Below are 15269 nucleotides of genomic sequence, written 5' to 3' on the forward strand. Positions count from 1 at the left end.
AACCGTTTTCGGGCTCGGACACAAGGTCGCAAATGGCTATGCTAGAAGTGGTCGATCTGGCTGTCGCGTTTGGTGGATTTCGCGCGTTGAACAATGTGAACCTGACGATCGAACAAGGCAGCATTACCGGATTGATCGGGCCGAACGGCGCGGGGAAATCGACGCTGCTCAACGCACTCGGCGGGTCGATCGCGCCAGATCGAGGCGATGTGCGTTTGTGCGGCACGTCGATACGCGGCGTGCCCGGCTATCGACGCGCGAGAATGGGGCTGACCCGAACATTCCAGATCGCACGCGAGCTGAGCGGCCTGACCGTATTGGAAAACGTGATGTTGGGGGCGCGACGGCAGCGCGACGGTGTCATCGACGCGCTTTTTCGGCGACGCGCGATGTACGCGCACGAGCGGCAATTAATCGAAAAGGCCATGCACCTGCTGCGCAGTGTCGGTCTCGATAAACATACCGACGCGTCGGCATCGAGCCTGTCCGGAGGCCAGAAGAAGCTGCTGGAATTGGTAAGGGCGATGATGGGCGAACCTCGACTGCTGTTGCTGGACGAGCCGGCAGCCGGCGTCAATCCCACGCGCGTCAACGAGGTCGTACGGTATATCCAGTCCATCAATCGGGACCATGGCGTTACCGTGTGTGTGGTCGAGCACAATATGGACATGATTTCGGCCTTGTGCGACACCGTCTATGTTCTGGCGGAAGGACGCGTTTTGACGCAGGGGACGTTCGAAGAGGTCAGATCGCACGCCGATGTGGCAGCAGCGTATCTGGGCGTTTCGCTATGAGCGACGGGTTGCGCCTGGAGGGCGTTATTGCCGGTTATTCGGGGAAGGACATTCTTCACGGCGTGTCGTGTGAGATCGCACCGCGTTCCAGCCTTGCGGTGGTAGGGCCGAACGGCTCGGGAAAATCGACGCTATTAAAGGTCGTCGTGGGGTTGATCCGTCCGCGACAGGGACGCGTGTGGTTCGATGGCATCGACATGACGGGTTTCACGGTTCACGAACGGGTTCGACATGGGATCGGCTATGCGCCCCAGGAGGCGAATGTTTTTCGTAACCTGTCCGTGTTTGAAAATCTCAAAATTGCATTCGAGTTCGGTCGATCTTCGTCGGTATCGTTTCGCGGGCGCTTGGACCACGTGCTCGCGTTGTTCCCGGAAATTGCAGAGAAGTTACAAACGCGCGCAGGCGAATTGAGCGGGGGGCAACGGCAAATGGTTGCGATGGCCGCCGCGATGATGCCGGCGCCTCGCTATCTGGTATTGGACGAGCCGTCGGCGGGGCTGTCTCCTAAAAACGCCGTCGTGCTGTTCGACATCATCAAACGCGTGGTGGCGGAAGGTGTGACCCTTCTGATGATCGAGCAGAACGTGCGCCTCGGGCTCGCCTGCACGACGCACGGCCTGCTCTTGGTCAACGGGGTGGTGCGACTGCACCAAAGCGCCGAGACGCTGCGTGAAGATAGAAATCTCCAAAGCCTTTACTTCGGTGTGTCCTGATGGCGCAATTGCTTTTCAACGGTTTTATCGCCGGTCTTTTGATTGCGTTACCCGCTTTAGCGCTGTCTTTGGTCTATAGCGTGATGCGCTTCGCCAACTTTGCGATCGGGGCGCTGCTGACTTTCAGTGCGTATGGCGTGTATTACTTCAATGTCGCGCTGTCCTGGCCGCTCGGTCTATCCGTCCTCGCTGGCGCGATTGTCTGCATTGTTGCGAGTTTGATCGTCAACGCGCTAGTTCATGCGCCGCTGCGCCGCCAATCCGCACTGACGCAATTGGTCGCGTCCATGGGCGTCGCGTTTATTCTCGAGAACATTGTCCGGGTGGCCGCGGGAAACGATCCGCGAAGTTATGATCTCGAGATCGCACGCCCTGTCCGGTTATGGGGTATTCGCGTCAATCAGGAGCAGGGCATCATCTTGCTCAGCGTCGTGCTGGCCGCGACGGTCACGTTCTTATTGCTTCGCGTCAGCCGTTTAGGTCGTGCCATGCGCGCCCTAGCCGATGATCCAGACCTTGCCGCCGCGCGCGGTATCTCAATAAGTACGACGACGGCGTTGGTCTGGGTGATGTCGGCGATTCTCGCAACCATCGGCAGTACGCTGATCGGTATCGATTCGACCCTGACGCCGGAGATGGGTGCCGTCTATGTGCTGCCGATATTTTCCGCGGCGATTCTGGGCGGGATTGCCCGGCCCTTTGCGGCGCTCGTTGGTGCGATCGGCCTTGGTATCTGCGAACAACTGTCGACGCTATTCATTCAACCGTATTACCAAACCGTCGTGGCATACGTCATCATGACGCTGCTGTTGTTGCTGCGACCTTCTGGCCTGTTCGGCATGCGTTCGGTACAAAGATGATCGTCTATCTCACATCTACGTTGATTCTGGTCATCCTTGTCGCGATTGCAGGGCTCGCTTTGAATCTTCAGTGGGGGCTCGGCGGACTGATCAATTTCGGTTTGTTCGGCTTCTACATGCTGGGCGCCTACGTATGCGGTTTGTTGACCGTAGCAGGCCTGTCTCCGTGGTGGGCGATGATTGCCGCAATGCTGGCGTCGGCCGTCGTTTGCGCGTTGGTCAGCCTTATTTCGATCCGATTGTCCGAGGATTACCTGGCCATCGTCACGTTGGGCTTTGCGGAATGCCTGCGGATCGTCATCCGCAATGAGAGCGGCCTGACCCGTGGGCCGCAAGGACTGCCCGGTATCGCGAGACCGTTCATGCAAGGACTGGGACCGCTGAACGGCGATGCGGTGTTCCTCATCTTATGCCTTGCTTGTCTTGTCGTCGTGCTATTGGTGTTTCAAGCCATTGCGCGCTCGGCCTTCGGGCGCACGCTCCGATGCATTCGCGAAGACCCGCTCGTGGCATCGGCGCTGGGCCGCAATGTGATGGCGTTCCGAGTGAAGGCGTTTGCAATTGGCGGCGGGATGATCGGCTTGGCAGGCAGTTTGCACGCCTTTTACTACACGTATATCGATCCGACGCAGTTTACGACGATCATCACCGCCTACGCTTTCCTCGTGGTGATGATGGGAGGTCGTGGTAGTGCACCCGGGCTGCTGCTAAGTGCATTCACCGTCGTATTCGTCCTTGAGGGCAGCCGTTTCCTGAGCGCAACGGGTGCGTGGCTGGACGCGTCCAAACTGGCGGGGATACGATTGATCGTGGTGGGATCGGCGTTGATCGCGATCCTTCGCTTCCGCGCGACAGGATTCTTCACCGAGTATCGACTACGCGTCGCAGGTCGTGGCGACACGCCCGCGTCGGGTGCAAGCTCGTGACGATCCGCAACGTTACAGCATGTTGCCGGTGGTATGAAAGCGGGTGTGCCAGGAGAACGCTTCTTCAAGCAGGTGAGGCGTCTGGCCGCCTCGCTGCTTTTGCGCGCGTGATACGTAATCGCGCAGCGCATCTCGATAATCCGGATGGGCACACTTCTCGATAATCAGTGCTGCGCGTTCTCTCGGTGCCAGGCCGCGGAGATCTGCCAAGCCGCACTCGGTGACGACCACATCCACATCATGTTCGCTGTGATCCACGTGCGACACCATCGGTACAACGCTGGAAATCTGGCCGCCCTTGGCAATCGACTTGGTGACAAAGATCGACAATTGGCCGTTTCTCGCAAAATCGCCGGATCCGCCAATGCCGTTCATCATATGCGTTCCGCAGACGTGCGTGGAATTGACGTTCCCGTAAATATCGAATTCCAAAGCGGTATTGAGGCAGATAATGCCGAGGCGCCGAATGATTTCAGGATGATTGCTGATTTCTTGCGGGCGCAGCACGATCTTGTCTCGATATTGTTCGATCCCAGACACGAATCGTTGATACACCGCTTCGGAAAGCGTGACCGACGAGGTTGATGCGAAAGACACCGTGCCTGAGTCGAGCAGTGCAATGGCGCTGTCTTGCAATACCTCGGAATACATCGTCAGTTCGTTGAACGGCGAGTCGATCAGACCGTGCATGACCGCATTGGCGATCGAGCCTATCCCCACCTGCAAGGGTAGCAGCGAATCGCTCATGCGCCCCTTTTCCACCTCGCTGCTAAGAAAGCCGACGATATGATGGGCAATGGCGGATGTTTCCAGATCGGGTGCCTGTACCGACGAGGGACTGTCCGCTTGATCGGTGATGACGATGCCGACGATCTTTGCCGGATCGACCTTAATGCTTGTCTGCCCAATGCGTTGTGCGGCGTGAGTCAGGGGGATGGGCTGGCGTTGTCCGACGGGCTCGGGGAGATAAATATCGTGCATGCCGACGAGCGCCAGCGGCACACTGGTATTCAATTCCACAATCACGCGCTTTGCTTGGGAAACGAAGCTCGCCGAATTTCCGACGGACATTGTCGGCACAATGCTGCCATCGTCGAGAATGGCGACCGCTTCGATGATGGCGACATCGATCGGAGGCAAATGTCCCGATCGAAGTTGCTCGGCCGTTTCCGACAAATGCTGGTCGAGATACATGACCTCGCCTTCGTTGATCTTCCGACGCAGGAGGGTATCGACCTGGAAAGGCAACCGTCTCGCAAGTAATCCGGCGCCCGCCATGACGCCGTCACTGTTATGGCCCAATGAGGCGCCCGTAATGACGGTGATCGAAAATGCCTCGTCGCGCGTGGCCTTGGCGGCTCTTTCTGCAAGCGTTTTCGGCAACGCTTTGACGTCGCCCGCTTTCGTGAATCCGCTCATGCCGACGGTCTTGCCATGCGAGACGAATTGCGCGGCCTGTTCGGCGCTGCAGATTCGCCGCAATAGGTCGGCGCGTTGTATGCGTTCCAGTCCGTCGTTCTGAGTTGCGTCGTTACGCGCGGTGGATGAAGGAAGGGGGAGGGTGGCTTGCATATCGTGTCTCCGTCACCATTGGGGGCTTTGGTATTGCTCTACTTTTGCCAAGCAATATAAAACACCCTTAAGTCGACTGGTATGACTTAAAATCGACAAGTGCAGTCGAAAAATTCATACTTTGCGCTCGGAGACAGACGGTGGATATTCGGTCGGTTCGCTACTTCATAGAGACGGTGAAGCTAAAGAGTTTCACTCAGGCGGCCGAGAGTCTTCATGTCACGCAGTCCACCGTTAGCAAGATGGTCCGTCTGCTTGAAGAGGAGGTGGGAGAGCCGCTGTTGATACGAGATGGGCGCAATCTGAAATTAACGGATACCGGTGCAGTCGTATTCCAGCGAGGCGAGCAGATGCTTGCCACACTGAACCAGCTCAAACGGGACGTCGAGGATACCAAGCTGTTGCATCGCGGGCGGCTTCGGATTGGTATTCCACCGATGGTGAATGTGCTCTTTACTGAAGTGTTGAAGCGTTTTCGTGAACGCCACGCGCACATCGATTTGGTGTTGTCGGAGGGGACGGGGCAGGAAATAGAGCGCGAAGTGGCGGCAGGGCATCTCGATATCGGGCTGACCATATTGCCCACCGACCCGGCACTCAATCTGCGTAGTCGCGACGTTGCGCGCTATCCGGTCTGGGTGATGGCGGCCGAGGGGACATTTCCGAAGCACGACAAGACCGTGCCGATGCGTGTGTTGCACGATCTGCCGATGGTGTCCCTCGGCGATGAATTCGCGCTGACAAGACGCATGCGACAGGCGTTTGCGCAAGCCGGAGCGGCAGGCAGCACGCTGGAGCATCGGTTCAGCCCGATAGCGCCGCAAATCGTTGCACGCAGCAGGCAATGGGATTGGGTCGTCGCAATGGCATCGGCGGGAATCGGCTTGGCTTTACTGCCGGAGCCATTCGTGAAGCGATTGTCGGACTTGCCGACCCAAGCGGTGCTGCTAACCGAGCCGACGGTTTTTTGGGAAGTCGCGCATGTCTGGTCGGGGGACTATCTGTCACGCGCGGCGACGGCCTGGCTGGAGATCACCGAGGAACTGTTCGGCGAGACGTGATTTGCGGATGCGCGAGATCGGTGAACGCCAAGCGTGATGCCGCGCCAACCCCTCGGTAATGTTAAAGAGGTGGTCGGCACGGCGTTGCCACGCCGACCGTGCTGCTCGTCGCGCTGCTGTGACAGGCAACGCTTATTGCTTGGCGATTGCAGAGGCGCCATCCCAGGCGGGAATAGTCGCGCCGTGATAGACGCTCAGAATTTCAGCGTGCACGTTAGGCTGCTGATAGCTTTCGACCAAGGCATGGACCCAGGGTGCTTTTTCATCGGGCGTGTTGACGGCAATGAAATTGCGATAGGGATTGCCTTCCACCTTTTCTTGCGCGATACGCTCTTGCGGAATCTTCACGCCGGCCTTGATCGCCCAATCCGTATTGATCACAGCCGCGTCGAGGTCGTTGATCGACCGACCGACGATGCCGGCGTCCAGCTCTTTGATATGAATGTGCTTTGGATTCTGCGCGATGTCGATGGCGGTCGGGAGCAGGCCCACATTGCTTCGCAAGGTGATGACTTTTTGCTGTTGCAGGAGCAGTAGGGCACGCCCTTCGTTGCTTGGGTCATTGGGGACCCCGATCGTCGCACCGTCAGGCAGCGCCGATACGCTGTGCCACTTACGGGAATACAAGCCGATCGGTTGCACATAGGTATAGCCTACCGGAACGATCTTATAGCCTTGCGACTGAATTTGCGCATCCAGATAAGGTTTGTGCTGGAACGCGTTGGCGTCGAGGTCATGACGCGCCAATGCCTCGTTCGGCTGTGTGTAATCGTTGAAAGTCGTGATCTTGATCGTCAGTCCGTGTTTGGCGGCATTTTGTGCGACGACGCGCCAGACATCTTCATCTTCTCCGGACATGATGCCGACCCGCAAGGTCTGATCGGCGGCATGTGTCGCGCCGCTCCATAACATCGTCGCGGTGAGTGCCACCGAAGCCACTGCGCCAAAAATCCGTTTCACGTTCCGCATCATCTACTCTCGTCTCTTTGCTTATTGATAGATCGCGCCGTCACCGCGGGGTCACGCGCGCCACGATGCCTGTCATCGTGCGTCATCGTAGTTTCCGAGACAGATAAAAGACAACGATTAAAAACGTCTATTCTAATAACGCCGTCGGCGACGGCGCTGATGCGATAGGATTGCCGTTCCCCCGGATAGGCCTGGAAAATTACAGCATGCGAACCGCGCCTTACTCCGCGTAAGCCGCCGCGATGTGCAAGGTGTGGGCGTACACCGCGCCGCTGCGAAGGACCACAGCGATTGCATACGCTTCCTCCAGCGCTGCTTGCACGATGTCCGTTGCAAGTGCTGCTTCGTGGAAAGCCACGCGATGCGATTCATTCGCCTGCGTATAGGCCGCTGCGGCAGCGACCAACCATCGGAAGCCAGGTGACAGCACCTCGGTGGAAAAAGCCTCTTGCACGAAGCGTGATCTGGCTTCCGCGATGGCCGTTCCGACAATCGCGGGCTCGTCGCGTACGGCGATTTCTTGATGCGCAATCGTGATTTGTGCCTGACTGATTGCTTCCAGCGCGGCACTGATATAGCTCACAGCCAGATTCTCGTCGAGCGTTGCACCGAGCTTGCGCCCGATCTCGGTGTGATGCTCGATACAGAATGCGCACTGTGTTATCTGCGCGATTGCCACCGCGACGAGATGCTTTTCCTTTTCCGAGAGCGCGCCGGTGCGCCACACCGGTGCGGACAATGCGCGGAAAGCCTGTGGGCCGGGGTATCGCTTCTCAAGGCCTCGGAGGATCGTGTTTTCGAGATCGTGTTGGCGATCGGCACTCATGCGTGATGCTCCTTTTTGACGAACGAGGAAAGGATGGGCGCCGGCTGGTTTTCTTCATCGACGTGCAAGAGCGCGGCGTCGCGGTCACCGCGACGTCCACTCGGATCGGACGCCGCAAGCACGGCGGCCAGACTCAGCAGCGCAAGGAAAGACACATAGGCGCATACCAGCCATGGCGCGCCATGATTGACCGCGAGGAGCGCCGCCGCGATAAACGGCGTCAGTCCGCCGGACAACAGCGTGCCAATCTGATAGCCCAATGAGATACCGCTATATCGGACTTCGACGGGAAACTGTTCGGCGAACCACGCTGCGCCGGGCGCATAGATCGCTGCGTCGAATACCGCGAGTTCGATGGCGAACACCATCGGTAGAAAACGCAAGTTACCGTGATCCAGGAACCAGAAGAACGGCCAGACCAGGATGCCGATCCCGACCACGGCCCATATCGCGGGTCCGCGTCGGCCAACGCGGTCGGAGAGCCAGGCCCATAACGGGGTCGCGACCACGGCGAAAGCCGAGCCGATGATGACGGCGCTCAAGGCATACGAAGCACCGCCGCGCTTCATATTGAGATAGCTGATGGCGTACGTTGTGACGATGGCATACATCGCGGGTTGGACCAGCCGCAGGCCGATGGTGACGAACAGGCCGCGTCGATGGTGACGGAACACCTCGGCGACAGGATAGGACCAAATACGATTCTCGGCTTGCGCGGCGATAAAGGGCGCCGGTTCGGCGATGCGCAAGCGGACGAATATTCCGACTGCGACCAGGACCACACTGAAGAGAAAAGGCAGTCGCCAGCCCCAGACGTCGAAGTCGGCACTGGACAATACCGAACGGACAGTCAAGAACGTCGCCGAGGCGAGCAACATCCCGGCGGCGGACCCGACTTGCGTGAAAGAGCCCAACAGGCCGCGCCGCCGCGCGCCGGCGTGTTCCACCGACAAGAGAGAGGCGCCGCCCCATTCGGCACCGGTCGCCACGCCTTGTAGCAAGCGAAGCGCGACGAGCAGGGCCGTCGACAGCAGGCCGGCGGTCGCGTAAGTTGGCAGCAGGCCGGTCAGCAGCGTCGCGACGCCCATCAGCATCAACGAGAAAACCAAGACGCGTTTGCGCCCCAGGCGATCGCCGAAGTGGCCGGCGATGACTGCGCCCAACGGTCTGGCAAAAAATCCCACGCCATAGGCCGCGAAAGAGCCGAGCACCGCCGTCAGCGCATTCGCCGAAGGGGGAAAGAAGGTATGGCTGAAAATGAGCGCCGATGCGGTGCTATAGATATAAAAATCGTACCACTCGATGGTCGTACCAATAAAAGCGGCAAAGCCGACGCGCGCGGCGTCGTGCGAGGATGCCTGTCCAACGGGACGAGTCGACATAAGGGGGGCGCAATATCGGATGGAAAGTAGGCGTATCGCATCGCGGTACGCCGTTCAGCCGGGCAGTTAATCATTGAATCGAGGATTTTTGAACGAAGCAATTCGTCTTATTAAATGAGCAAATCGCAGGGTGCTAGTCCTCCTCGAGTCGGGGCGCTTGGAAGCACGTTACAATGCGATTTTTCCGCATTGCCTATTCATTTCGAGGAGCCGTTGCCATGAGCCGATCCCTTACGATCGATTTCGTCTCCGATATTGCCTGCCCGTGGTGCGCGATCGGACTGTCGTCATTGCTGCTGGCGTTGGAGCGGATCGGCCCCGAGGTCGACGCGGAGATCGTTTTCCATCCGTTCGAGTTGAATCCCGATATGCCGGCGAGCGGGGAAAAGATCGTTTCTTATCTGGGACGAAAATATGGGCGTACGCCGGAGCAGATTGCCGAGACGCAGGCGATGATCCGGTCGCGCGGCGCCGAGGTTGGTTTCGCTTTCGGCACGCGTGAATATGTCTACAACACGTTCGACGCGCATCGCTTGCTGTATTGGGCGGGGCTCGAAGACCGGCAATTGCCGCTGAAACGCGCTTTGCTACAGGCGTATCACGGCGATGGCAAGCCGACGAACGATCCGGACGTGCTGATCGCCGCGGCGGTGTCGGCGGGCCTCGATACATTGCAAGCGCGGCAGGTGTTGGAGAGCGGTGCCTATGGCGACGAGGTGCGTGCGGCGGAGCAGCAAACGTCGCAGCTCGGCATTACCTCGGTACCGTCGCTGATTTTCGATCGGCGATTCCTTGTCACCGGTGGTCAACCGGTGGACGCGTTCGAGCAGGCCATTCGCGAGATCATTGCCACGCCGGAGGAGGCGGAATAAAAGCCGATGGGTCTGTCGTATTACGGCTGGGTCTTTCGGCGATCGCTCTCTTTGACAATGGCCTTCTTCGTCTTGGCCGCGCTTGGATGGCGGGTCGTCGTCGGGCCGCAAGCCTATCTGCACTGTGCGGCGAATGCCGTACCGGTGTGGGCCATGCTGTTCGTCATGCACGCGTCGCGTTATAAGGTCAAACAGACTTATTATCGAGATGTGCTTGGTCGAACGGAAGACCACCGATCTCCGATCGATTAGGTCATTGTCGGCGTGATATCCGCTGGGCCGTCCATCGATGGCGGCGGTTCAAGCGCTCGGTCAAGCATCGTGATATTTATGGCTGGACAGCGATCATACCGTCGGGCAGGATCGCGAGTTGGCATACTTTAGGGGCCTGGCCTTGACTGATTCATTGAAGAAGCTGATGAAGGAGCGCGAAGCGCTCGATAGCGAGATCGCGAAGCTTCGCGACGAAACGCGACGTACGGCATTGGCGGAAGCGCGCGAATTGATCGCGAAATTCGAAATTATTCCGACCGAAGTGGGTTTCGCCGTGAAGTCGGCATCGGAGGCGAAAGCGACGGTGCGCTCGCCGGTCGCGCCGCAGTTTCGAGATCCGGACACCGGCGCGACGTGGTCAGGGCGGGGTAAGCCGCCGCGGTGGATCGCCGGCAAGGACCGCGACGCGTTCCGGATTTAAGGCGGCAAGGCGCCGTTCGATGGTTCTGCTGCGCCGCTTGCTTCAGATCGCCGCGCGCGCCATCCGCGACCGCGTTCCGGCCCCCGAACATTTTTATGCCTCCCTCTGCGACTGCATCGACGGCGCTGGGGTAGGGGACTGAAATGTGGTGGTGGCGCATCACATATTTTCCCAAAAAACAACGTTGCTTCCCAGTCTGGGTGGCCTGGCGTGCGTTTTTGACGCACCGGTTCTTTAATCCGTTTGCTTGACGGACCCATCCCACATGACATTGCGCCAGTTAATTAGGCTGGCTAGTCAATCTTTTTTGACATGTCAATCCCTGATTCGGCCGGAAAATTAACTAAACAGTTCATTTCCGTACATTTGGCCTTTCAGCATACGATTACATCGCTTAACAAATTGAAACAAATAACGCGGCCTGCGCGCGCGTCCCCCCACTGATTTCGCCCGGCGTCCTTCTGTGAGCGACAGACTGGCGCTGCTGCGCGTGCGTGAACGAATCGTTGCTTGGTTCGACAGGCGCGGCTGACGCAGCGATGGGTGGCGGGAGGGGCGCATACGCATGCCGCTACAACGCGATAGATCGATATGTCCTCTCCCAACGATACGAGCCGTCGCCGATTCTTGAAGGGGTCGCTGACGGTGGCACCGCTGGCCGCTGGTGGCCTCTCCGCCGGCTTGCTGAATGCGCAGGAAACCCCGCTACGGGACGATCTGTCTCGCAGCGCGCCGGCGATCCCGGATACGCCTGCGAGTGAAAATTACCAACCGAAATTTTTTACGCCGGACGAGTGGGCATTCATCCACGCGGCGGTCGATCGACTGATTCCGAAAGATCACGTCGGACCGGGCGCGGTCGAACTGGGCGTCCCAGAATACATCGATCGTCAGATGCACACGCCGTGGGCCGAAGGCGCACGCATGTATCTACAGGGGCCATTTATCAAATCCGCGCCCGAATTCGGTTACCAGATGAAGCTGACCCCGAAGGAACAGTTCCGGCTCGGCATCAAGGCCATCAACGAATACACGCGCGCGCATTACGACAACAAAGCGTTCGTCGATCTGGACGTCAATACGCAAACCGATCTGTTCAAGCAGATCGAGGGCGGCAAGGCCAAACACGAGAGCTTCAATCTCGCGACGTTCTTCAACAGCTTTTTGCTGGCAACGACGATGGAAGGCTATTTCTGCGATCCCATGTACGGCGGCAACAAGAACATGGGCGCATGGAAGATGATCGGGTATCCGGGCGTGCGCGCCGATTACACCGAGTGGGTCGGACAGTCGGCTCCCTATCCGTATGCGCCGGTCAGCATGTATGGCAAACGAGGCTGAAGAATAGCAATGGCAACGATCAAGAAAAATTCCGTGGATGTCGTGATTGTCGGTTTTGGCTGGACCGGCTCGATCATGGCGATCGAATTGGCGAACGAAGGACTGAACGTCTTGGCGCTGGAACGCGGCGACTCGCGGGAGACGGTCCCGGACTTCGCTTATCCGCAAATCGTCGACGAAATCAAGTATTCGAAGCGCAACGCCTTGCTGCAGAACCTGCAGCAGACCACCGTGACGATCCGACACACGAAGGACGAAACGGCCGTGCCCTATCGTCAGATCGGTTCCTTCAAGCCGGGTGAAGGCGTCGGCGGCGCCGGCTCGCATTGGTCGGGCGTGCAATCGCGGGTCATGCCCGACGAGCTGCGTCTGAAGAGCCATATCACCGAGCGCTACGGTGCGAAGTTTATTCCGGAAGGCATGCAGCTCCAGGATTGGGGCATCACCTACGAGGAACTGGAACCGTCGTTCACGCGCTTCGAGAATGTCTGCGGCACTTCGGGTACGCCGGGCAATATCAAAGGCCAAGCGGTGGCCGGCGGCAATCCGTTCGAAGGCTATCGCTCGGCCGGCTTTCCCTTGCCGGCACTCGCCGACCATCCTACGGGCCGCCTGTTTGCGACCGCTGCAAAAGAGCTGGGTTACAAGCCGTTTCCACTACCGGCGGGCAATGCATCGGGTCCCTACACCAACGAATACGGCAACCAATTGGGGCCGTGCAACTTCTGCGGTTTTTGTAGCGACTACGGCTGTCTCAATTATTCGAAGGCCTCGCCGCAGACCTGCATCATTCCTGCCTTGAAACGCAAGCCGAACTTCGAGCTGCGCACCAACTCGCACGTGATCCGCGTCAATACGGATAGCAGCGGCAAGCGTGCCACCGGCGTGACGTACATCGACGCACAAGGCAATGAAGTGGAGCAGCCGGCGGATATGGTCGTGCTGGCGGCCTTCCAATTGCATAACGTGCAGTTGATGCTGGCATCGAAGATCGGTACGCCCTACGATCCGGTCAGCGGTGAAGGAACCGTCGGACGGAACTTCTGTTATCAGGTGCTTAGCAGCGTCAACTTGTTCTGGAACAAGGACACCTATATCAACCAGTTCATCGGCACCGGTGGCGGGGGCCAGGCGATCGAGGAATTCAACGCCGATAACTTCGATCACAAGGACCTCGGATTCATCGGCGGCGGCATCATCTGGGGCCGTCAGACCGGTAACGGTCCAGCCCGTGGCATCCCGCTGCCGAAGGGTACGCCGAAGTGGGGGACCGCCTGGAAGCAAGCCGCGGTCGATAACTTCAAGCATTCGGGCCGTATCGAAGCGCAGTGCAGCAGCCTGGCGTATCGCGGCAATTACGTCGATCTCGATCCCACGTATAAGGACGCGTACGGCCAGCCTTTGCTGCGCATTACGATGGACTGGCAGGACAACGACTTGCGCGCGAGCGAATACGTGGTCGGCAAGATGCTGGATATCGCCAAGGCGATGAAGCCCGAGAGCATGTCGGGTCGCATCATGAAGCCCGGCGTGCACTGGGACACGCGCGATTACCAAAGTACCCATGTGAATGGCGGCACGTCGGTGGGCGCGGATCCGAAGACGAGCGTGGTCAACAAGTATCTGCAGAGCTGGGACGTCTCGAATTTGTTCGTGCTGGGCGCCAATAACTTTGCGCATGGCATCGGCTACAACCCGACCGGGCTCGTCGGCGGCATGGCGTACTGGGCGGCGGAAAATATCAAAAAACAATACCTGAAGGCCCCTGGTCCGATGGTGCAGGTCTGAACGGGGCGGATCGATGAAAAAAACGACAACGATCCTTGCCGCGGCCTGCGCCGCGGTCGTGGTGGCGGGCGGCGTCTGGTCAGGCGCGGCGGCCTTTCATGGTATGACGCCGTTGACGTCGGCGTATGCCGCCGACACCACGAAGGCAGCCGCAGCCGATACCGCTTCAGGCGACGGCGATGCGAAGCACGGTGCCTATCTGGCTCGCGTGGGTGACTGTATCGCCTGTCACACCGCGAAGGGCGGCACGCCGTTCGCCGGAGGTCTGGCTTTTCCCACGCCGATGGGCAAGATCTATTCGACGAATATCACGCCCGACAAGACGCATGGCATCGGCGGTTATTCGTTCGATGATTTCACCAAGGCGATGCGCGAAGGTGTGGGCAAGCAGGGGCATTTGTATCCGGCAATGCCGTACACCGCCTATGCCAAGGTCAGCGACGCGGATCTGAAGGATCTGTACGCCTATTTCATGACGCAGGTGCCCGCGTCGACGCAGTCCAATCGCGCCAGCGATATTCCCTGGCCGTTGAGCATGCGTTGGCCGCTTGCCGTGTGGGACAAGTTCTTTCTCGACACCACCCGGTTTAATACCGTGCAGGGTCAGAGCGCGGAATGGAATCGCGGCGCCTATCTGGTACAGGGCCTTGCGCATTGCAGTACCTGCCACACGCCGCGCGGCTGGGCGATGCAGGAAGTCGACGTCAGCGGCAAGTCCGACCGCTTCCTGTCGGGATCGCAACTGGATTCGTCCTCGCCGATCAATCTGCGTGGCAATCCCGACACCGGTCTGGGCAACTGGTCCGAGGCCGATATCGTGGCGCTGCTGCAAAGCGGCCGTAGTCCGCATACGGCCGTCAGCGGCCCGATGGTCGAAGTGGTCCAGAACAGCACGCAGTATCTGTCCGCCGATGATCTGAAGGCCATCGCCGTGTATGTGAAGAGCTTGAGCCCGGCGCCGCAAAACGGGGGCACGCGCTTCACGGCCAGCGACGCGACGCTGCAGATGTTCATGTCGGGGCAGGCCAACGAGACCGGTGCGCGCATCTATATGGACAGCTGTGCGGCGTGCCACCGATTGAACGGCCAGGGCCAGACCCGTGTCTTCCCCTCGCTTGCAAACAATCCGATGGTGCTGCACGACAATCCGGACTCGCTTATCGCGGTCATCCTGGCAGGTTCGCGCCTGCCGAGTACAGCGGCCGCGCCGTCGGATCTGGCCATGCCGCCGTTCAAATGGCGCTACGACGATAACGAAGTAGCGGCGTTGGCGACCTTCGTACGCGGCGCGTGGGGCAATCACGCGGAGGCAGTAACAGCGTCGGAAGTGGCCAAGATTCGCAAGCATCAGGCTGAGCAGTAAACCCTGTCGAGCACGGATCGTGCGCGAGCATCGCCCGTTTCGCCTCGGCGAGCGGGCGTTTTTATCGATCGGCTTGTAGCCGATTACATCTCGATTTACACCCCC

16 protein-coding genes are annotated in these 15269 nt (G+C 59.0%); 12 read left to right on the forward strand and 4 right to left on the reverse strand.

Translation table 11 applies throughout. The features are described from left to right. Positions 1-32: 32 nt before the first annotated feature. The 4 genes from ABEG21_RS20680 to ABEG21_RS20695 are packed head-to-tail and all read left to right on the forward strand — an operon-like array spanning position 33 to position 3296. On the forward strand, positions 33-794 hold the full coding sequence (locus ABEG21_RS20680; protein WP_347557300.1) for an ABC transporter ATP-binding protein: 762 nt from the start codon (positions 33-35) through the stop codon (positions 792-794). Beyond that, positions 791-1510, forward strand: coding sequence for an ATP-binding cassette domain-containing protein (locus ABEG21_RS20685; RefSeq protein ID WP_347557301.1), 720 nt, complete (start codon positions 791-793; stop codon positions 1508-1510). The genes ABEG21_RS20680 and ABEG21_RS20685 overlap by 4 nt, the downstream gene beginning before the upstream one ends. Beyond that, a complete protein-coding gene (locus tag ABEG21_RS20690) occupies positions 1510-2370 on the forward strand; it encodes a branched-chain amino acid ABC transporter permease (RefSeq protein WP_347557302.1) in 861 nt (286 codons plus the stop codon). The genes ABEG21_RS20685 and ABEG21_RS20690 overlap by 1 nt, the downstream gene beginning before the upstream one ends. Further along, positions 2367-3296, forward strand: coding sequence for a branched-chain amino acid ABC transporter permease (locus ABEG21_RS20695; RefSeq protein ID WP_347557303.1), 930 nt, complete (start codon positions 2367-2369; stop codon positions 3294-3296). Before ABEG21_RS20690 ends, ABEG21_RS20695 begins: the two co-directional genes overlap by 4 nt. A 12-nt stretch (positions 3297-3308) precedes the next feature. On the opposite strand, the gene ABEG21_RS20700 is transcribed toward ABEG21_RS20695, so the two are convergent. Further along, on the reverse strand, positions 3309-4805 hold the full coding sequence (locus ABEG21_RS20700; RefSeq protein ID WP_347558101.1) for an acetyl-CoA hydrolase/transferase family protein: 1497 nt from the start codon (positions 4803-4805) through the stop codon (positions 3309-3311). Positions 4806-5008: 203 nt separating this feature from the next. Between ABEG21_RS20700 and ABEG21_RS20705 the strand changes: the two genes are divergently transcribed. Beyond that, positions 5009-5929 (forward strand): LysR substrate-binding domain-containing protein, encoded by a 921-nt coding sequence (locus ABEG21_RS20705; RefSeq protein ID WP_347557304.1) that lies wholly within the window; start codon positions 5009-5011, stop codon positions 5927-5929. A gap of 132 nt (positions 5930-6061) precedes the next feature. Here ABEG21_RS20705 and ABEG21_RS20710 read toward each other — a convergent pair whose 3' ends face one another. The 3 genes from ABEG21_RS20710 to ABEG21_RS20720 all read right to left on the reverse strand — a co-directional run bounded on the left by ABEG21_RS20710 (position 6062) and on the right by ABEG21_RS20720 (position 9106). Next, positions 6062-6898: a MetQ/NlpA family lipoprotein gene (locus tag ABEG21_RS20710; protein ID WP_347558102.1), complete on the reverse strand. Its 837-nt coding sequence runs from the start codon at positions 6896-6898 to the stop codon at positions 6062-6064. Between the two features lie 220 nt (positions 6899-7118). Further along, a complete protein-coding gene (locus ABEG21_RS20715) occupies positions 7119-7724 on the reverse strand; it encodes a carboxymuconolactone decarboxylase family protein (protein WP_347557305.1) in 606 nt (201 codons plus the stop codon). Then, on the reverse strand, positions 7721-9106 hold the full coding sequence (locus ABEG21_RS20720) for an MFS transporter (protein WP_347557306.1): 1386 nt from the start codon (positions 9104-9106) through the stop codon (positions 7721-7723). The genes ABEG21_RS20715 and ABEG21_RS20720 overlap by 4 nt, the downstream gene beginning before the upstream one ends. 218 nt (positions 9107-9324) lie before the next feature. Between ABEG21_RS20720 and ABEG21_RS20725 the strand changes: the two genes are divergently transcribed. The 7 genes from ABEG21_RS20725 (at position 9325) to ABEG21_RS20755 (ending at position 15164) form a co-directional block, all read left to right on the forward strand. Continuing rightward, positions 9325-9978 carry a DsbA family oxidoreductase gene (locus ABEG21_RS20725; RefSeq protein WP_347557307.1) on the forward strand — a complete coding sequence of 218 codons (654 nt, stop codon included), beginning with the start codon at positions 9325-9327 and terminating at the stop codon, positions 9976-9978. A gap of 6 nt (positions 9979-9984) precedes the next feature. Further along, entirely contained in the window at positions 9985-10230 is a 246-nt protein-coding gene (locus ABEG21_RS20730) for a hypothetical protein (protein ID WP_347557308.1), read from the forward strand. Between the two features lie 142 nt (positions 10231-10372). Further along, the gene (locus ABEG21_RS20735; RefSeq protein ID WP_347557309.1) at positions 10373-10672 is read left to right on the forward strand and encodes an H-NS histone family protein; all 300 of its coding nucleotides are present in this window, start codon (positions 10373-10375) and stop codon (positions 10670-10672) included. A gap of 19 nt (positions 10673-10691) precedes the next feature. Next, a complete protein-coding gene (locus tag ABEG21_RS20740) occupies positions 10692-10814 on the forward strand; it encodes a hypothetical protein (RefSeq protein ID WP_347557310.1) in 123 nt (40 codons plus the stop codon). Between the two features lie 449 nt (positions 10815-11263). Beyond that, positions 11264-12013, forward strand: a complete 750-nt coding sequence (locus ABEG21_RS20745) for a gluconate 2-dehydrogenase subunit 3 family protein (protein ID WP_347557311.1) — start codon at positions 11264-11266, stop codon at positions 12011-12013. 9 nt (positions 12014-12022) lie between these two features. Beyond that, complete coding sequence (locus ABEG21_RS20750; RefSeq protein ID WP_347557312.1) at positions 12023-13801, forward strand: GMC family oxidoreductase; 1779 nt, start codon at positions 12023-12025, stop codon at positions 13799-13801. Positions 13802-13814: 13 nt separating this feature from the next. Beyond that, entirely contained in the window at positions 13815-15164 is a 1350-nt protein-coding gene (locus tag ABEG21_RS20755) for a cytochrome c (protein ID WP_347557313.1), read from the forward strand. The last annotated feature ends 105 nt before the right edge of the window (positions 15165-15269 follow it).

This window comes from Robbsia sp. KACC 23696 (genome assembly GCF_039852015.1).
Classification (GTDB): domain Bacteria; phylum Pseudomonadota; class Gammaproteobacteria; order Burkholderiales; family Burkholderiaceae; genus Robbsia.

Coding starts and splice junctions, on each gene's coding strand:
- ABEG21_RS20710 (WP_347558102.1), bottom strand. CDS start 6,898: ATGCGGAACGTGAAACGGATTTTTGGCGCAGTGGCTTCGGTGGCACTC.
- ABEG21_RS20695 (WP_347557303.1), top strand. CDS start 2,367: ATGATCGTCTATCTCACATCTACGTTGATTCTGGTCATCCTTGTCGCG.
- ABEG21_RS20745 (WP_347557311.1), top strand. CDS start 11,264: ATGTCCTCTCCCAACGATACGAGCCGTCGCCGATTCTTGAAGGGGTCG.
- ABEG21_RS20750 (WP_347557312.1), top strand. CDS start 12,023: ATGGCAACGATCAAGAAAAATTCCGTGGATGTCGTGATTGTCGGTTTT.
- ABEG21_RS20715 (WP_347557305.1), bottom strand. CDS start 7,724: ATGAGTGCCGATCGCCAACACGATCTCGAAAACACGATCCTCCGAGGC.
- ABEG21_RS20690 (WP_347557302.1), top strand. CDS start 1,510: ATGGCGCAATTGCTTTTCAACGGTTTTATCGCCGGTCTTTTGATTGCG.
- ABEG21_RS20720 (WP_347557306.1), bottom strand. CDS start 9,106: ATGTCGACTCGTCCCGTTGGACAGGCATCCTCGCACGACGCCGCGCGC.
- ABEG21_RS20680 (WP_347557300.1), top strand. CDS start 33: ATGGCTATGCTAGAAGTGGTCGATCTGGCTGTCGCGTTTGGTGGATTT.
- ABEG21_RS20730 (WP_347557308.1), top strand. CDS start 9,985: ATGGGTCTGTCGTATTACGGCTGGGTCTTTCGGCGATCGCTCTCTTTG.
- ABEG21_RS20725 (WP_347557307.1), top strand. CDS start 9,325: ATGAGCCGATCCCTTACGATCGATTTCGTCTCCGATATTGCCTGCCCG.
- ABEG21_RS20685 (WP_347557301.1), top strand. CDS start 791: ATGAGCGACGGGTTGCGCCTGGAGGGCGTTATTGCCGGTTATTCGGGG.
- ABEG21_RS20755 (WP_347557313.1), top strand. CDS start 13,815: ATGAAAAAAACGACAACGATCCTTGCCGCGGCCTGCGCCGCGGTCGTG.
- ABEG21_RS20740 (WP_347557310.1), top strand. CDS start 10,692: ATGGTTCTGCTGCGCCGCTTGCTTCAGATCGCCGCGCGCGCCATCCGC.